General features: G+C 63.8%; 11 protein-coding genes. 5 read left to right on the top strand and 6 right to left on the bottom strand.

Annotated features, from left to right (window positions below; translation table 11 throughout):
* Positions 1-727: 727 nt before the first annotated feature.
* The 3 genes from JOF47_RS02450 to JOF47_RS02440 all read left to right on the top strand — a co-directional run bounded on the left by JOF47_RS02450 (position 728) and on the right by JOF47_RS02440 (position 8,170).
* Positions 728-2,053, top strand: a complete 1,326-nt coding sequence (locus JOF47_RS02450; protein ID WP_209995735.1) for an aspartate kinase — start codon at positions 728-730, stop codon at positions 2,051-2,053.
* 544 nt (positions 2,054-2,597) lie between these two features.
* A complete protein-coding gene (locus JOF47_RS02445) occupies positions 2,598-3,971 on the top strand; it encodes a diaminobutyrate--2-oxoglutarate transaminase family protein (RefSeq protein ID WP_209995734.1) in 1,374 nt (457 codons plus the stop codon).
* Positions 3,972-4,054: 83 nt separating this feature from the next.
* Entirely contained in the window at positions 4,055-8,170 is a 4,116-nt protein-coding gene (locus JOF47_RS02440) for a Pls/PosA family non-ribosomal peptide synthetase (protein ID WP_245356223.1), read from the top strand.
* 154 nt (positions 8,171-8,324) lie between these two features.
* Here the strand turns inward: JOF47_RS02440 and ligA are convergent, their stop codons facing one another.
* The 6 genes from ligA to JOF47_RS02410 all read right to left on the bottom strand — a co-directional run bounded on the left by ligA (position 8,325) and on the right by JOF47_RS02410 (position 15,588).
* Positions 8,325-10,616 (bottom strand): NAD-dependent DNA ligase LigA, encoded by a 2,292-nt coding sequence (gene ligA / locus JOF47_RS02435; protein ID WP_210001333.1) that lies wholly within the window; start codon positions 10,614-10,616, stop codon positions 8,325-8,327.
* A gap of 140 nt (positions 10,617-10,756) precedes the next feature.
* Positions 10,757-11,839: a PP2C family protein-serine/threonine phosphatase gene (locus JOF47_RS02430; protein WP_209995733.1), complete on the bottom strand. Its 1,083-nt coding sequence runs from the start codon at positions 11,837-11,839 to the stop codon at positions 10,757-10,759.
* Between the two features lies 1 nt (position 11,840).
* Positions 11,841-13,106, bottom strand: a complete 1,266-nt coding sequence (locus JOF47_RS02425; protein ID WP_377738357.1) for an adenylate/guanylate cyclase domain-containing protein — start codon at positions 13,104-13,106, stop codon at positions 11,841-11,843.
* Positions 13,099-13,686: a hypothetical protein gene (locus tag JOF47_RS02420; protein ID WP_209995732.1), complete on the bottom strand. Its 588-nt coding sequence runs from the start codon at positions 13,684-13,686 to the stop codon at positions 13,099-13,101. Before JOF47_RS02420 ends, JOF47_RS02425 begins: the two co-directional genes overlap by 8 nt.
* 123 nt (positions 13,687-13,809) lie before the next feature.
* Complete coding sequence (locus JOF47_RS02415) at positions 13,810-14,676, bottom strand: biotin--[acetyl-CoA-carboxylase] ligase (protein WP_209995731.1); 867 nt, start codon at positions 14,674-14,676, stop codon at positions 13,810-13,812.
* Between the two features lie 51 nt (positions 14,677-14,727).
* Positions 14,728-15,588, bottom strand: a complete 861-nt coding sequence (locus tag JOF47_RS02410) for an SDR family oxidoreductase (protein WP_209995730.1) — start codon at positions 15,586-15,588, stop codon at positions 14,728-14,730.
* A 194-nt stretch (positions 15,589-15,782) separates the two neighbouring features.
* Between JOF47_RS02410 and JOF47_RS02405 the strand changes: the two genes are divergently transcribed.
* Together JOF47_RS02405 and JOF47_RS02400 are read left to right on the top strand one after the other, a co-directional pair.
* Positions 15,783-17,396 (top strand): acyl-CoA carboxylase subunit beta, encoded by a 1,614-nt coding sequence (locus JOF47_RS02405; protein ID WP_209995729.1) that lies wholly within the window; start codon positions 15,783-15,785, stop codon positions 17,394-17,396.
* Positions 17,393-17,632, top strand: coding sequence for an acyl-CoA carboxylase epsilon subunit (locus JOF47_RS02400; protein WP_342592687.1), 240 nt, complete (start codon positions 17,393-17,395; stop codon positions 17,630-17,632). The genes JOF47_RS02405 and JOF47_RS02400 overlap by 4 nt, the downstream gene beginning before the upstream one ends.
* Positions 17,633-17,669: the final 37 nt, after the last annotated feature.

Genomic DNA, 17,669 nt, shown 5'->3' with positions numbered 1-17,669 from the left:
AGGCCACTTGGAACGACATTTGTTGGCGGCATTGCCGGCCGAAACGCCTATAAATAGGCTCCGGCCTACTGAATTCTTCTGCAAATGAATCCTCGCGCCAGGATGCAGCACCCTGCATACCCGTTTGACCGGGAATGGATAACTTCATCGTTACATTTCGTGCGGCTAAGGCTGATTTCAGTGCCAAGATTCTTAATAGGATTGATGTTCCCGTGAGCCTTTGCCGTTGAGGAGTAACGGTCCGATGGTCGGAGAATCGGGTCTCTCCAACTCGAAGTGCGGCCGCTTACCCGGATTTCAAATTGGCCAAACAGCGGAAACCTTCTTGCTGCGTCCACTTCAAGGTCGGGTTTCAATGCAGAAACATTTCCAATGGCTGATTCCGACCACCCATCGCAGTGCATCGGATCCTAGCACACCCAAGGAACCCGGCGTCGTCGGGTCTGGCCGGCTAAGGTCAAGATTTCGCATACATTTTTGCTGTGGCACGCGGAAGTCTTGAATCCCCGCATGTCCGGTGTCAGACTGGTGGGCGAAATGGTTGCCGTGCCACTTGAGGGGCTGGACAACCATCGGCGACTTTATCTAAATAATCGAACCGAAAATGTCGATTAGTCGAGCCCACTCAGTCGAAGTGGAGATGCCGAGACCTCGATCTGCCGGTTACTTTGCAAATCGGGGATCTCGGGGATGAAACATATCTTATTGCTGTGACGGATCGTTCCAAATGCAATTAAATACTCGCGTAAGTTGGAGAGTCGGGAATCAGGGGTTCCCACCATCTCTCGTCGGCGATAGCCTGATCGTTCAAAAATACGGCGGCTCATCGATCGAGAACATTGAAGGAATTCAGCGGGTTGCCCGAAGAATCGTGGACACCCATCTAGCAGGACATCCTGTGGCCGTGGTTCTTTCGGCCATGGGCGATACCACCGACGAATTATTGGATCTCGCCGCTGGGCTCGCACCATTGCGGGCATCCCGCGAACTCGACCTGTTGCTGAGCACGGGCGAACGGATCTCGGTTGCATTGCTTGCCATCGCCATTTCAAGCCTGGGGGCTTCCCCCCATGTCTTTACTGGCAACGAGGCCGGTCTGATCACGGACGAAACCCATGGCAAGGCACGCATCGTCGGTGTATATCCGCAGCGGGTGCGCGACGCCCTTGACCGTGGCGAGATTCCCATCGTGACTGGGTTCCAGGGAACAAGCCGCAGAACCAACGAGGTCACAACGTTGGGACGGGGTGGCTCGGATCTATCCGCGGTTGCCCTGACCGCCGCGCTGAACGCCGGCGTCTGCGAGATCTATTCAGACGTTGACGGCGTCTATACCGCGGATCCGCGCATCGTTCCCCTGGCACGAAAGATCGACATGATCTCGAATGACCAGATGTTGGAACTGGCCGCGGGCGGAGCGAAGGTGCTGCAATTACGGTGTGTCGAATACGCTCGCCGCTTCGGCGTCTCGATCCATGTGCGTTCATCGTTCGACCAGGGTGAAGGGACGCTGGTGGTCGCCAAGCCCACCGACGAACTCATGTACCCCGATTCCGAATCCTTGGAACAGCCGTTTATCCGCAATGTCACTGATGATCGATCGGCGGTTCAGGTCACCGTCACCGGAGTTCCTGACCTTCCTGGCAAGGCAGCGCAGATATTCCGCGTGACGAAGGCGGTGAAGGCCTGCCCCGACATGATTACGCAAAATCATGCCGCTGAAGGTCACCGCCCCGACATCGCCTTTACCGTACCCCGTTCCCTGGGAGCGCCGATCATCAAGGCCCTCTCCCAGGCGCAGAACGCCATCGGCTTCCATTCCTTGCAATGCGATGAGGTTGGCAGGCTGTCGTTGATCGGTTCCGGGATGCTCAACGACCCTGGCGTTTTCTGCCGGTTCATGAGTGCGCTTTCAGAAGCCGGGATCGGCCTCCGGCTAATTTCGAATTCAGATACCCGCATTTCCGCAGTAACGGAAATCAGAATGCTGGATCAGGCAGTTCGTGCAGTTCACAAAGAGTTCCGTTTATCCGGTGACTTGCTCATCGGGTAAACGGACGCCACCTGGAACTTGGCCTTGAGACACCCAATCGTTTCAAGGCCAAGACCGCATCCAAGTATTGCTCTAGCGAAGGTTCATTCCATGGTTCAACTCATCGGCTACTCAATTGGTTGCCCGATGGTGGGGCTCACGGTCACAAAACGGACCGCCACCTCAGTCCACCTGGCATCGGATCGCCTGAACCCACAGTTCGTCGTACCAGCCCCACTCATGAGGAATCCATGTAGGTACCGGGAAACATACTTTCGCAGCATGGTGAACCTGTCTGGCTCAATACAAGCGCAGCCCAAGCAACATGATCCGCTAGTGACTCCGAATTCACGTGAAAAGACCACAAGGTTCGCTCCTTGGACGTCACCCGAGATTTGCCGGCCGATCCCTTCGGTCACCCGGGAAATTGGAGATGTAGTGGGAATTCGCAAGCAACATGCGGAACACCCCGCACCGACTGCAACCGCATTTTGCGCGGCTAAAGGCGCCCGAAAACCACCTCGTCCTTTTACCCAAGCAACAGCCGTTGTGATCGGAGATTTCCATGAGCTTCCAAACTGAGCTAGCCGATTTGACCGGTCCGATCGTGTCGGGACCCGTGCCCGGACCTCGATCCACCGAGCTGCTTGAACGCCAAGCAACCAGGGAATCCAATGCCCGTACTTACCCTCGTCATCTGCCAATCGCCATCGCTGAAGCTGCAGGTAGCTTTGTCCGAGATGTCGATGGCAATGTTTTCATCGATTTTCTTGCTGGGGCCGGAGTACTCTCGCTCGGACACAACCATCCGGAGCTAGTCGGTGCAGCCACGGAGCAACTTTCCGTGCTGACCCATGGGTTGGACTTCCCAACGCCGGCAAAGGACGCCTTCATCGAAGCCCAGCTTTCAATGCTTCCTGCCACCATGCGTGACCGGATGAAGATCCATTTTTGCGGCCCCACTGGGACCAACGCCGTCGATGCAGCAATCAAGCTGTGCAAGACGGCAACCGGTCGTGGCGACATCATCAGCTTCCAAGGCGGCTTCCATGGCAGTGGCGCCGTAGGCATGGCACTCACCGGATTGGTTGTCCAAAAGGAGCCCGTGCGCAACGGCCTTCCGGGGGTTCATTTCTTCCCCTATTCGTACTGTTCCAGGTGCCCCCTGGGGCTGACCCGCGAGACCTGCAGCACAAATTGCGCAACCTACCTTGAGCATTCGCTCAAGGACGATCTCGGTGGAATTCCATTGCCGGCCGCAGTGATTATCGAACTTGTCCAAGGCGAAGGCGGAGCAATTCCTGCCACGATTGAATTCGCCCAGCGAGTGCGTGAAGTGACCCGTGAACTAGGGATCCCCCTGATTGTCGACGAAGTACAAACCGGTTGCGGGCGCAGCGGAACCTGGTTCTCCTTCGAGCAGTACGGCATCGAGCCCGATGTTATCGTCGCTTCGAAGGCACTCAGCGGGATGGGCTTACCGATTGCGCTGATCTTCTACGACAAGGAGTTGGACGTCTGGGCTCCAGGCGCACATACCGGAACCTTCCGCGGCAACCAGTTGGCCTTCGTCACCGGCGTTGAGGCTGTAAAGATCTTCAAGCGCGACGATGTCCTGGGCAACGTCGTCCGGCGAAGCGAACAATGTCTGGGTCTCCTTGCACCGTTACAGCGGCATCCGTGGGTTCGGGAAATCCGCGGCAAGGGGTTGCTACTGGGCATTGAGCTGGTGCATCCTTCCAGCGGGCTCCCGGCGGGAGAATTGGCCGCCGAGGTGCAGACCCAAGCGCTCAGCCGCGGGTTGATCCTGGAATTGGGAGGCCGTGGCGGTTGCGTCGTCAGGTTGCTTCCCCCGCTGAACGTTACGGAGGAGATCATGGAGGCCGCCTGCCGCATCCTGGTCGACTGCATTGACCAGCTTGAGTCGAAGGTCGGATAAGCCCAAACGACGGCCGCCTGGACTTGTTCGGCGGTTGCACATGCGGAAAGGAGATCCTTGTGCGAAAAAACAAGCATGTTCGTATGACGACGGAGAGCGCCCCCGCTGCCGAATCCAAGGCCCACAGTTTGATGCGGGGGCAGGTTTTGGTTGCCGACGGTGAAAACCAGGGAGCCCGGTGGTTGCCAGGTGAGCGGTTGGACCAGCTCTTTGAGGAACGCTGCGACCGGTTGCGGGAAGCGGGCTTGGGCTCGCATCTGGCCGTTGATTCCACTGCGCTGTCACTCACCTACGATGAGTTGGACGGGCGGGCCAACCAGCTAGCCCGACACCTGATCGCACGCGGGTGCCGTGCCGGCGACAAGATCGCGCTGCTGTTCGATGAGTCGGTGCGGTCCTTTGTGGGGATGCTCGCGGTGCTGAAGATCCACGCCGCATATGTGCCGCTGGATGCCGGATATCCGGCGGACCGGCTTTCCTACATCATTGCCGATGCCGATGTCTCGATGGTGCTGACGCTTTCTCACTTGAGGGACAAGCTCGTGGACGTCATTGCACCCATTTGTTCGGTGGATGAGGAAGACGCGTCAACTGATTCGATGGACACTTCTCGCTTGAACGCGGAGGAAAAAGGGTCTACAACCGAGCAGCTTGCCTACATCATCTACACCTCGGGAACCACGGGGCGCCCCAAGGGTGTGGCGATCGAGCATGCCAGCATCTGCAATTTCGTGCGCGTTGCCTCCGAGTCCTACGGGTTCCAGATCCAAGACCGGGTCTACCAGGGCATGACCATCGCCTTCGACTTTTCCGTCGAGGAAATCTGGGTCCCCTGGATGTCCGGGTCCACACTGGTTCCCAAGCCCAGCGGCACCACGCTGCTGGGCGCCGAACTTGCCGAGTTCATGGTGGACCGCAGGGTCTCGGCCATTTGCTGCGTGCCGACCCTGCTGGCAACCATTGACGAGGACATCCCCTCGCTCCGATTCCTCTTGGTGTCGGGTGAAGCCTGCCCGCGTGACTTGATCGTGCGTTGGTACCGGCCCGGGCGACGTTTCCTGAACGTCTATGGTCCGACCGAGGCCACCGTTACGGCCACCTACGCGGTGGTCGATCCGGACCGTCCGGTCACATTGGGAATTCCGCTGCCCAGTTACGCGGTCGTCATCCTCGACCCCAGCGAGCCTGTGGCAGTCCCCCCCGGCACGCTGGGTGAAATAGGATTGGCCGGCATCGGGCTGGCGAGGGGATACGTCAAGCGGGACGACCTGACCGACAAGGCCTTCATCTCCGACTTCCTGGACATCGACAACAACCCCTCGAGCCGGATCTACCGCACCGGGGACCTCGGCCGGATCAATGATTCCGGAGAGATCGAATACTTCGGACGGATCGACACCCAAGTGAAAATCCGCGGCTACCGGATCGAGCTCACCGAGATCGAGTCGGTCTTGCTCCAGGTTCCGGGGGTGGCCCAAGCGGTCGTTGACACACACGAGTCGGCACCCGGCGTGGTCGAATTGGTGGCATACTACAGCCTGCGAAAAGACACCTCAGAGATTGACAAGGCTGATCTGAGGGATCGGCTACAGAACCGGTTGCCCGGCTACATGGTTCCCGCATATTTGGAGGAACTGGACATCATTCCGATGCTGCCCAGCGACAAGGCGGACAGGAAGAACTTGCCTGCGCCGACATCGCAACGCTCCAGCGCCGGCACCCAGGAATACACGGCCCCTTCCAATGAGACCGAGGAGCTTTTGGCCTCCGCCATGGCCGAGGTGCTGGGTGTGGAGCGGGTGTCGGCCATAGCCAATTTCTTCACCGACCTTGGGGCGAATTCCCTGCTACTTGCACATTTTTGCTCACGCACGAGGAAGAACGAAGCCCTTCCCTCGCTTGCCATGAGGGATGTCTACCAAAACCCGACAATTCAACAACTAGCCGGGGCACTGGCAACCACCAGTTCCTCCGAGGCCCTGCCGGTCAAGTATCACGAACCAGCGGAGGCCACCTTGGCCAGCACCCGCCAGTTCGTAACCACGGGGGTCCTGCAAGCGTTGATCTTCCTCGCCTATACTTACGCCTCCATGTCCCTTGCTGTCATCGGGTATCACTGGTCAGCGGCGGCACCGAACGCTCTACAGGTCTGGGAACGGTCGGTTATTTTCACCGTGGCGATGTTTGTCGCACTATCTGTGGTGCCCATCGCCCTGAAGTGGGCCATCGTCGGTCGGTGGAAGGAAACGGAGATTCCGGTCTGGTCCTTGACCTATGTCCGCTTCTGGTTCGTGAAAGCTCTCATCAACACCAATCCTCTTCGAATGTTCGCGGGCACCCCGTTGTTCAATGTCTACTTGCGGGCCCTGGGCGCCAAGATCGGACACGACGTTGCGCTCTTCTCCACTTCCGTGCCGGTGTGCACCGATCTGCTGACCATTGGCGATGGCACGGTGATCCGGAAGGACTGCCTTTTCAAGGGCTACCGTGCCGAGCGTGGAGTCATTCAGGTGGGTCCCGTGACACTGGGCAAGAACGTCTTGGTTGGTGAGCAAACAGTACTGGACATATACACAGTGATGGGGAACGACTCCCAGCTCGGACACTCGTCGGCCCTGCATCGTGGTCAGACGGTGCCAAACAATGAGGTTTGGTACGGTTCTCCCGGGCGGCGCTCCGATTCCAATTACGGGTCGGTTGCACCCGCACGTGTCACGATGAGAAGGAAGATTACCTATAGTTTCTGGGTCGTGTTCACCAGGATAGTCGGGTTCGCCTCCATCGGGTTCTCGGCGATCTCGTTGTTCCTGCCGAACTACCTGAAGTCAGGTTTGCTTTGGGACGAAACCACGGGGTTCGTCTCCGATTTGGTGGTCGTTTCCTTTGCTCTACTCTTCGGCGGCATTGCCACCGGTCTGGTCGCGGTGGCGGTACTACCGAGGCTGCTGAACCTTTTCCTGCCCCCTGGCAAGGTCTACCCCCTGTATGGCTTCCACTACGCCACCCAGCGGACCATTTCACGGCTCACGAACCTCCACTTCTTCAAGAATCTAACGGGCGACAGCTCACTGATCCTCTACTACCTGAGCTTCATCGGGTACCACCAGCCAAACCCGGTGCAGACAGGATCCAACTTCGGACCCGCTGTAAAGCACGACACGCCCTACTTGGTCACCGTTGGTTCCGGGACCATGGTTTCGGATGGTCTGTCGATCATTACCTCAGAAGTGTCGAACACCTCGTTCCGGATCGTCCCCACCACCATCGGCGAAAAGAACTTTTTCGGCAATGCCGTTGTTTACCCATCGGCAGGGAAGACCGGCGAGAACTGTTTGTTCGGGACGATGACCATGGTCCCGATCGACGGTCCCATCCGCGAAGGAGTCGGGCTTCTGGGTTCGCCTCCCTTTGAGATCCCCCGATCGGTCCAGCGGGACAGTGCCTTTGATGAAATGAAAACAGCTGAAGAACTGAAGACTCGTCTTCCTGCCAAGAACCGGCACAACGGCCTCACGCTGGCAATGTTCCTCCTCTTGCGATGGTTCGAGCTCTTCCTCTCCTTGTGGATCGGTTCGATAGCCCTGACACATTTTGAAAATGTCGGTGCACCGGTGGTCGTGGCCGGCTTGATGGCCATCGGCGTGGCTTTGGAGGCCATGACCATCGCCATCGAACGACTCGTTCAGATCCGCCACAGGCTCGTTCCGCGCTTCTGCTCCATCTACGACGTCTACTTCTGGGAGCACGAGCGTTTTTGGAAGTTCATCGCCGGAGGAGCCCTCGGCCTGTTCAATGGCACGCCGTTCAAGCCGATCATCTGGCGCATGTTGGGCGTGCGGATGGGCAAGAGGGTTTTCGATGATGGTTGCGGAATCCCGGAAAAGACAATTATCACCGTTGGGGATGACGTGACCCTGAACTCCGGAAGCGTTCTCCAATGCCATTCGATGGAAGACGGCGCCTTTAAACTCGATTCCATTTCCATCGGCTCCAGGACCACGATCGGCGTTGGCGGGTTTGTGCACTACGGCGTAACGATGCAGGACGGTTCAACGCTGGAAGCGGATTCATTCCTGATGAAGGGTTCGGAGGTGCCGAAGGACGGGTTCTTCGGCGGCAACCCCGCGCAGGACCTGTCCGCCTACGTGGTGCGCGATGCGCAGCCGGTCAGGGGCCGGCACCTGGCAGGGCGCGCATGACCCGCACGACCCGCACGACAGCGGCCCCCGCCTCCGTTTTCTGGAGACGGGGGCCGCTGTTTGGCGTCAGTCGCCTGTTGCCAACCATATGACGGACCGGGTGACGGGATTCCGGATCGGCCGATCGAACAAGCCGATCCAACAATCCGATCGATCAGGCCTCGGGGTTCGGGCGCCCCTCGACGGCCTCGGGCCCGCCATTGAGCAACAGCACGAAGCCCTCCTCATCGAGCACCTGCACGCCCAGGGAAACCGCCTTGTCCAGCTTGGATCCGGCGGCCTCCCCGGCCACCAGGTAGGCGGTGTTCTTGGAGACGGAGCCCGCGGCCTTGCCGCCACGGATGATGATCGCTTCCTTCGCGGCGTCGCGGCTGTAGGTCGGCAGCGTGCCGGTGACCACGATGCTCAGGCCCTCGAGGTGCTTGGTGATCGACTCGTCCTGCGCGTCCTTCATGAGCACGCCGGCAATGGCCCATTCATCGACGATCCGGTTGTGCCAGTCCACGGAGAACCACTCGATCAGCGCGTCGGCGATGATCGCACCGACGCCGGCGACCTCGGCCAGCGCCTCGCGGGCGTCCGGGGCGGCGAGCTGCTCGCGGATGGCCTCCATCGACCCGTACTTGGTGGCCATCGCGCGCGAGGCGGTGGGGCCCACGTGCCTGATGGACAGCGCGACCAGCACCCGCCACAGCGGCTGTGACTTGGCTTTGTCCAGCTCCGTGAACAGCTTCTCAGTGGTCTTGGACGGGACGGATTCCTTCTTGGCGGTGGCCTTCGTGTAGAAGTACGGGGCCAGCTGGAACTTGCCGGTGCCCGCGCCCTTGGACCGGATTTCGCGCCACACGTTCACGCCGGCCAACGCCTCGCGCAGGGCCGGGTCCGGGTAGCTTTGGGCCAGCGCGAAGACCTGCGACTCGCTGGTGATCGGGCCGGGACCCGCAGGGGCGATCACGCCACCGTTCTCGGCTGGGTCCGGGCCGGGGCCGACGGTCAACGCCTGGGCGGCCTCGTAGCCCAGCGCCTCGATGTCGAAGGCGCCGCGCCCTCCCAGGTGGGCGACGCGTTCGGTCAGCTGCACCGGGCAGGACTCGGCGTTCATGCAGCGGATGTCAACGTCGCCTTCCTTGGCCGGGGCCAGCGGCTCGCCGCAGGAGGGGCAGGCGGTGGGCATGACGAACTCGCGTTCGCTTCCGTCGCGCAGCGCCAGGACGGGGCCGACGATCTCCGGGATCACATCGCCGGCCTTGCGCAGGATCACGGTGTCCCCGATCAGCACGCCCTTGGCCTTGACGACGTCCTGGTTGTGCAGCGTGGCGCGCTCCACGGTGGATCCGGCGACCTTGACGGGCGCCATGATGCCGAACGGAGTGACCCGCCCGGTGCGGCCCACCTGCACCTGGATGTCCAGCAGCTTGGTGTTGACCTCCTCCGGCGGGTACTTGTAGGCCACGGCCCAGCGCGGCACGCGGGAGGTGAAGCCGAGGTTGCGCTGGATCTCGAACGCGTCGGTCTTCACCACGATGCCGTCGATCTCATGCAGCAGGTCATGGCGGTGTTCGCCGTTGGCGGCGATGAACCCCAGCACCTCATCGAGCGTGTCGACGACCTTGGAGTACGGGGAGACCGGCAGCCCCCAGGAGGCCATCAGCGCGTAGGTTTCGGATTGGGTGGCGGCGGAAAGCCCGGAGCGCACGCCCAGTCCGTGCACGAACATCTTCAGCGGGCGCTTGGCGGTCTCCGCCGGGTCCTTCTGGCGGATGGATCCGGCCGCCGCGTTGCGCGGGTTGGCCAGAGGGGCCTTGCCGGCCTCGATCAGCGCCTCGTTGTAGGCGGCGAATTCGGCCGAGGGGATGAAGATCTCCCCGCGCACCTCGACCTCCTCAGGCCAGTTCTCCCCCGCCAGCTGCGTCGGGATCTCCTTGATGGTCAGCACGTTGTGCGTGACGTCCTCGCCGGTGGTGCCGTCCCCGCGGGTGGCCGCGCGCACCAGTTTGCCGTTGCGGTAGAGCAGGTTCACGGCCAGGCCGTCGATCTTGACCTCGCAGAGCCACTTCAGGTGGTGCCCGGCGGCACGCAGCGCCGCGTTGGCCATGGTCTTTTCGCCCCAGGCCACTACCTCCTCCAGCGAGAACACGTCCTCCAGCGAGTACATGCGCGAGAGGTGCTCGACCGGGGTGAACGCGGCGGAGACCTCGCCGCCGACCTCCTGGGTCGGCGAGTCGTTGGCGACGATCGCGGGGTGCTGCGCCTCGATGAGTTCCAGCCGCGAGTACAGCTGGTCGAACTCGGCGTCGGAAATCAGCGGCGCGTCATCGTTGTAGTACGCGGCGCGGTGCTTGCGGACCTGGTCGACCAGGTCCTGGTACTCGGCGCGCAGCGCCTCGCTGGGCAGGCCGTCGTCGGTCGGGGCAGCACCCGGGAACGGCTCTGGCTGCTGGTTCATGGTTGCGGGCTGGGTCGCTTCTTGGTGGCTCACCCTCCCATTTTGCCCCACGATGGCGTCTCGCGGGATGAGGGGGGCGTGCTGCCGTGGCGTGGCGTGGTGGCATCCGGCTGACGTCGTGTGTGCGCCCGGTCGGCGGGTCAGGCGGGCCGGAGCGGTCCCGAAACGTCGACGATGACCACCGAAATGTTGTCCCGGCCGCCGCTGGCTAGGGCCGCGTCGACAAGCCTGGCCATCGCCTCGGAGCGGTCCGGCGTCTGGTTGAGGATGCGTTCGATGCCAGCGGGATCGACCTCGCCGGTGAGCCCGTCGCTGCAGAGGAGGTAGCGGTCCCCGGCCACCAGCTCGTGGAACTGGGAGTCGGGAACCGAATTGCCCCCGGCGCCCAGCGCGCGCGTGATCAGGTTGCGTTGCGGGTGGATGCGGGCCTCCGCCTCGGTGATGCTTCCCGCATCGATGAGCTCCTGCACCGCCGAATGGTCGAGCGTCAACTGGGTCAGCCGCCCCTCGCGCAGGCGGTAGCCCCTGGAATCGCCAACATTCAGCAGCATCAGCCGCACCTCGGGCTCGTGGCCCGGGGCGGGGTCCTGGGCTGTGTTGTCATGGGTTGCGTGGTCCTGCTCCCCGCCGTCCAGCCGCGTCACGGCGGGAGCGCCGGCGCCCGGGACTGGCACGTAGGGCAGCACGTCGGTGGTCGGTGCGGGCTCCTCCGCATCCGGGGCTCCACGGTGGAACACCGCTTCCCCGGGGTGCACATGCGCCTCATGGATCGTCTCCAGGTAGCGCGCCGGGGTGATCTTCCCGTCCGGAGCCGCAACGGCATGCGCCTGGACGGGCAGCTCAATCGTGGTGGCGGCCGCGGGCTTCTCCTGCGGCCAGGTGCCGCCGCCGGGTTCGGCGCTGACCAAGGCCAGCGCACAGAGCGTGGTCCCGCCGCGGGAACCGATGGCGTTGCGGATCATCGAATCGGCCCGCTCGACCTGGGCCAGCACCGCCTGTGCGTGCGGAAGCCCGGACGGCCCGACGCCCGCCGGGTCCACGGCGATCTTCTCCAGGGTTTCGATGCACAGCCGCGAGGCGAGGTCCCCCGCCTCGTGCCCGCCCATGCCGTCGGCCACGGCAAAGATGCTCCGGGCACTGAGGACCGCGTCCTCGTTCACGGCGCGCCGCAACCCGATGTCGGTCAATGCTGCGCCGTGGATTCCGCCCATGTGCGTGTGCATGTCAGTCCAGCACCAGTCCCGTTCCGGTTCCCGGTGCCAGGCGCACCGGATTGATGTCGCCAAAGCCGCGCACGGCCGTTGTCTCCTGCGGGTGCAGGACAAACCTGTCGTCGCCGGCCAGCGTCGAGGCGGTGAGCTCGTCGGTGAGCACGGTGCCCGGCTCGGCCAGCGAGGTGAGCCGCGCCGCGAGGTTCACGGTGGGCCCGTAGATGTCGCCCAGCCGGGAAAGGATGCGGCCCCAGACCAGCGAGACCCGGGTGTTGGGCAGCAATTCGTCGGCCGCGAACTCCCTGGACATGGCCAGCGAAATCAGCGCGCCGGCCTGCGGCGTTTCGGCAACGAAGAGCACCTCGTCGCCGATGGTCTTGACCAGCCGGCCGCCGCCGACGGAGATGATTTCCGCACACTTGGATTCAAAGCGCTGCACCAGCTGGGCGAGCGTGCGCTCGTTCATACGGCGGGACAGCGAGGTGTAGGAGACCAGGTCGGCGAAGCCCACGGCGCGGGCCAGCGGCAGCGACACGTCGTCCTCGGACCCGTCGCGGCCCTCCTCCGAGGCGGCCAAACCGGTTTCGGCGCGCAGCACCAGCCGGTGCACCGCCGCATTGAGCTGCCGGCGCCACGAATACACCAGCATCTTCTCGATGGGGTCGATCAATTCCGGAAGCAGGCTCACCAGGTTGCGCCGGGCCTCCGGGTCGCTCATCTTCTGGTTCTGCACCATGTCCTCGACCAGTGCCTCGACCTGCCAGACCACCATGCGGTCGGTCATCTGGCCGATCGACCGGGTCAGCGAGATCGCGGTTTCCTCGGTCAGCGTGCCGTTTCGGACCATGCCGAGCATGAGCTCCAGGGCGCCTTCGTCCACCGTGGTGAAGAAGACCTCTTCGTCGCCCAGGTTCGGGAAACCCAGGGCACGCCAGATCTTGCGGGCCGAGAGCAGCGAAACGCCCGCGGCGCTTGCGACCTCGCGGCGTTTCATGGTGCGCTCGGCACCGAGCAGGCGCTTCTCAAGTTCACGCACGGCCTCGCGCGAGGAGGCCGGGGTTGTCTGGTCTACCTGTTCCGGGCGCCGCATGGCGGCGGCAAGATCGGCAATGGGGTCGGCGAGCGCAGGAACGTCCCCCGCGGCCTCCGGCTCCCGGGCCTCGGCGCCGCCGATGTCCTCGCCCTCGCTCGGCTGGCGCATGGCCTGGGCACGTGCCGCATCACGGGCAGCGGTGGGTGCGACGGGTTGTGAACCCGTCGCCTGCGACCGCTCACTCATGCTCAGTCCAATCTCTTTGCTGTGGGTGCGTTGGTTGATCCTGCTCAACGCGCTCTTCCATGTTTACACCATCCACCCGGGGGAAGCGTGGCAGTGCGGTTATCGCGCCGATGCCAAGCTCCCGCATTTTCTGCACGGCGGGCATGTGCGGGATGTTGATTCGCTGTCCGGCCAGCACGATCTGCAGCGTGCCCGGCGCCTCGTACGGGGCACGCCGGCCGGTCAGCGCCACGATGTCCTGGATCGCGTAGAGTCCGATAGATCGCTGCCCGGCGGCGGATCGCCCGCGCTTTGTCACGATGCGTTCGGTGGTCAGGTAGGTGTAGGTTCCGGCCCAGCGGGCCAGCGGGCGCAGGCACCAGACCACCAGCAGCACGCAGAAAACCACCCCCAGCAGGGCCAACAGCAGCGGGCTGGCCTCGGCGGCCCAGTCCGGCAGGTCGGTGCGGATCAGCAGTCCGGCCAGGAAGCTGGTTGCCGCCAGCAGGAGGAAAAAACGCAACAACGGACCGCGCAGGGCGCGGGGGTGCGCCCGCGTCTTCACGATCACGCGTTCGCGCATTTCCAGTATCAGCTTCACGTCCGGCTCCCTCGGCCCCACACCGGTTGTGCGTGCCGGTCTATTCCCTACCCATCCATCGTAGGGCCAGTGCACCGACACTTGGTCCAGAAACCCCCGGATCTCCTAGTGTTTTGCCGCTCCCTAGGCGTAGTTCCCGTCGCTGCGGCGCAGGTGGAACACGTCGGCGGCCAGCACGTGGTGCAGCTTTCCGGCCGAGTCGCGCAGGATCAGTGCGCCCTCGGCACCCAGGTCCTCGGCCGTGCCGCGCAGCACCGTGCCGTCGGGAAGGTGCGCGTCCACCTGGTGCCCGATGCTCACCATGTGCCGGGCGATGGCCTGCCGCAGCGAAAGGGCGTCCCCGGGCCCGGGTTCACCCGCCCGGCCGTGCACCGCGGCGAATGCGCCGTAGAGGTCGGCAACCTTGTCCAGGTAGCCGGCCATCAGTTCGCTCCTGTCGGTGGTGCGCCCCCCGAGCAGGGCGATGCTGCCGGCGGTGGGAACGGGCAGTTCCGCCCGTTCCTGGCTGACGTTGAGCCCCGCGCCGACCACCACGGCCGGGCCCTCGGGCGTGAGCACCAGTTGCGCCAACACGCCGCAGAGCTTGAAGCCCCCGGCGACAACGTCGTTTGGCCATTTGAGTCCGGCGGCCAGCCCGGTGCGTTCGTTCAGCGCCTGCACCATCGCCGTGGCGCAGAGCATCGAGAGCCAGGGCAGCCCCGCGGGGTCGAAACCCGCGTCCGGGCGGAAGTAGATGCTGATGGCCAGGGAGCTGCGGTCGGGGGTTTCCCAGCCGCGCCCGAGCCGGCCGTGCCCCGCCACCTGGTGCTCTGTGGTCTCAACGCTCAGGTGGGCCAGCGGCCCGGCCTTGGACCGTGCCACCAGGTCGTCGTTTGTCGACCCGGTGGCCTGGCTGACCCACAGGTCCCCCATGCCGCGGTTTTTCATGACCTCCCGCACGCGGGTTGCATCAAGGGGCGGTCGCGGAACGGGTGCTGGTTCGGGGCTCATGGGCACAAGCCTAGCCACCTTCGCACCTTCCGGCGCCCTGCCTGGCCGCTGTCAGAGGAAGATGTCCGGGACCAGCCGGCCCTCGGGGGCGCCCATGGAGTAGCCTCCCAGATCGGCCACTCCCGCCGCCGCCAGCACCGCCTCGTCGGTGAAGAAGTTTCCGCTGCAGGTCCCGGCCGGGCTGGTGAGGATGGCGTGGGCGGCATCGGCAACGATGTCCGCGGACCGCGCGGCCTTCACCAGCTGCTCGCCGCCCGGCATGTTGCGGATGGCCGCGGTGTCGATCAGCGTGGCGGGCCACAGCGAGTTCACCCCGATGCCCGATTCGCGCAGCTCCTCGGCCAGGCCCAGCGTGGTCAGGGACATGCCGTACTTGGCCATGGTGTACGCCAGGTGTGCACCGGCCCATTTGGGGTCCAGGTTCAGCGGAGGAGACAGGGTGAGGATGTGCCCGTTCCCGCTCTTGCGCAGGTGCGGCAGCGCGGACTTGGAGAGCAGGAAGGTTCCGCGCACGTTGATGTCCATCATCAGGTCGTATTTCTTCATCGACACGTCGTCGGTATTGGAAAGGTCGATGGCGGAGGCGTTGTTGACCACCACGTCGATCCCGCCGAAGCGCTCGACGGTCTGCGCCACGGCACCGAGCACGTCTTCGTCGTTGCGCACGTCCCCCACGATGGCCAGCGCCCGGCCCCCGGCCGCTTCGATCTGCGCGGCGGCGGTGTGGACCGTTCCCTCCAGGGAGGCGTGGGCGGTGCCGGTCTTGGCCATGATCGCCACGTTGGCGCCATCGGCCGCGGCGCGCAGCGCGATGGCCAGGCCGATGCCGCGGCTGCCCCCGCTCATCAGGATGGTTTGGCCCCTCAGGGATTGCGCATTGGCGGCGATGATGTCGCGTCGTGGTTCACTCATGTGACACAGGTTACGGCAACCGGAGCCACTAAGCTACCCGTCAGTAACTTGTTTTATGGACAACTTGGCCCCCAACACGAAGCGATTTTGTAGGGTTCCTACACACAAATCGACCCAAACCCTCACTAGACTGGCCGAGGTGGCATAGTTATTGTGCCTTTCCTACTACGCAACTACCCCAAGGGAGCCCCGGGATGACCCAGAGCCGCATCGACGACCTCACGGAATCGATCGACCTGTCGACCACGGCCGGCAAGATCGCCGAGTTCCGCCGCCGCGAGGCCCTCGCGCAGGCCCCCTCCGGGCAGGACGCCATCGAGAAGCAGCACGCACGGGGCAAGCACACCGCCCGCGAGCGCATCGACATGCTGCTCGACAAGGGCTCCTTCATCGAGTTCGACGCCCTGGCCGTGCACCGCAGCAACGCCTTCGGCATGGAGAAGAAGCGCCCGCTGGGCGACGGCGTGGTCTCCGGCTACGGCACCGTCGACGGCCGCCAGGTCGCCGTTTACTCGCAGGACTTCACCGTCTACGGCGGCTCGCTGAGCCAGGTCAACGGCGAGAAGATCGTCAAGGTCCAGGAATTCGCGCTGCGCAACGGCTGCCCGGTGGTTGGCATCAACGACGGCGGCGGCGCCCGCATCCAGGAGGGCGTTGCCTCGCTGGCCATGTTCGCCGACATCTTCCGCAACAACGTCCACGCCTCGGGCGTGGTCCCGCAGATCTCGCTGATCATGGGCCCGTGCGCCGGCGGAGCCGCGTACTCCCCCGCGCTGACCGACTACGTGATCATGGTCGACAAGACCAGCCACATGTTCATCACCGGCCCCGACGTCATCAAGACCGTCACCGGCGAGGAAGTGGACATGGAGACCCTGGGCGGCGCGCGCCAGCACAACGCCACCACCGGCACCGCCACCTACCTGGCCACCGACGAGCAGGACGCGATCGAGTTCTGCAAGGAACTGCTTGAGTTCCTGCCCTCGAACAACATCTCCGAGGCCCCGTCCGTGGAGTTCGACGAGGAACTCGAGCTCACCGCCGAGGACCTGGAGCTGGACGCGCTGATCCCGGATTCGGCCAACCAGCCGTACGACATGCGCAAGGTCATCGAGCACATCGTCGACGACGGAATCTTCCTGGAGATGCAGTCGCTCTACGCGCCGAACGTGATGATCGGCTACGCCCGCGTCGAGGGCTCGACCATCGGCATCGTCGCCAACCAGCCGATGCAGTTCGCCGGCACGCTGGACATCGCGGCATCCGAGAAGGCAGCCCGCTTCGTGCGCAACTGCGACGCCTTCAACATCCCGATCCTCACCCTGGTGGATGTCCCGGGCTTCCTGCCTGGCAAGGACCAGGAGTTCCAGGGCATCATCCGCCGCGGCGCCAAGCTGCTCTATGCCTACGCCGAGGCCACCGTGCCCAAGCTGACCGTGATCACCCGCAAGGCCTACGGCGGAGCGTACATCGTGATGGGCTCCAAGAAGCTCGGCGCGGACATCAACCTCGCTTGGCCGACGGCGCAGATCGGCGTCATGGGCGCCCAGGGCGCGGTCAACATCCTCTACCGCCGCGACCTGGCCGCCGTGGCCGCCGAGGGCGGCGACGTGGAGGCACGCCGCACCGCCATCATCGAGGGCTACGAGGCCGAGCTGCTCAACCCGTACCAGGCCGCCGAGCTCGGCTACGTCGATGCGGTCATCGCCCCGAGCGACACCCGCCTGCAGATCGTGCGCGGCCTGCGCGCCACCCGCGACAAGCACGCGGCACTGCCGGCCAAGAAGCACGGGAACATCCCGCTGTGATCGGCAACCAGCACCAGGCGCCGGAAGGCGATTCGGCGGGGACCGCCCTGCGCTTCACGAGTGGTGCCCCGACGGCCGAAGAAATCGCCGCGGTCACAGCGGTTGTCGCGGCCATGCAAAGCGCGGCTTCGTCGGCAGACTCCGACAGCCGTTCCGACGCCGTGCGCCGCAGCCGCATGCAGCGCCGGCGGTTGCTCGCAGCCGCCCCGCAGCCGTGGCGCTCGGGCCGTCGCTGACGGAGACACACATCGCAGGCAAGGACACTTGGCGGCG

The sequence above is a fragment of the Paeniglutamicibacter kerguelensis genome (assembly GCF_017876535.1).
In the GTDB taxonomy this organism is placed as follows: Bacteria; Actinomycetota; Actinomycetes; order Actinomycetales; family Micrococcaceae; genus Paeniglutamicibacter; species Paeniglutamicibacter kerguelensis.
Note: the sequence above shows the minus strand (reverse complement) of the source record. Positions and strands in the feature narration are given on the sequence as shown.

What these genes read in the sequence shown, in the direction of transcription:
- JOF47_RS02445 (WP_209995734.1), top strand. Translation starts at nt 2,598, where the DNA reads ATGAGCTTCCAAACTGAGCTAGCCGATTTGACCGGTCCGATCGTGTCG.
- JOF47_RS02405 (WP_209995729.1), top strand. Translation starts at nt 15,783, where the DNA reads ATGACCCAGAGCCGCATCGACGACCTCACGGAATCGATCGACCTGTCG.
- JOF47_RS02410 (WP_209995730.1), bottom strand. Translation starts at nt 15,588, where the DNA reads ATGAGTGAACCACGACGCGACATCATCGCCGCCAATGCGCAATCCCTG.
- JOF47_RS02415 (WP_209995731.1), bottom strand. Translation starts at nt 14,676, where the DNA reads ATGAGCCCCGAACCAGCACCCGTTCCGCGACCGCCCCTTGATGCAACC.
- JOF47_RS02450 (WP_209995735.1), top strand. Translation starts at nt 728, where the DNA reads ATGCAATTAAATACTCGCGTAAGTTGGAGAGTCGGGAATCAGGGGTTC.
- JOF47_RS02425 (WP_377738357.1), bottom strand. Translation starts at nt 13,106, where the DNA reads ATGAGTGAGCGGTCGCAGGCGACGGGTTCACAACCCGTCGCACCCACC.
- ligA (WP_210001333.1), bottom strand. Translation starts at nt 10,616, where the DNA reads ATGAACCAGCAGCCAGAGCCGTTCCCGGGTGCTGCCCCGACCGACGAC.
- JOF47_RS02430 (WP_209995733.1), bottom strand. Translation starts at nt 11,839, where the DNA reads ATGCACACGCACATGGGCGGAATCCACGGCGCAGCATTGACCGACATC.
- JOF47_RS02440 (WP_245356223.1), top strand. Translation starts at nt 4,055, where the DNA reads ATGACGACGGAGAGCGCCCCCGCTGCCGAATCCAAGGCCCACAGTTTG.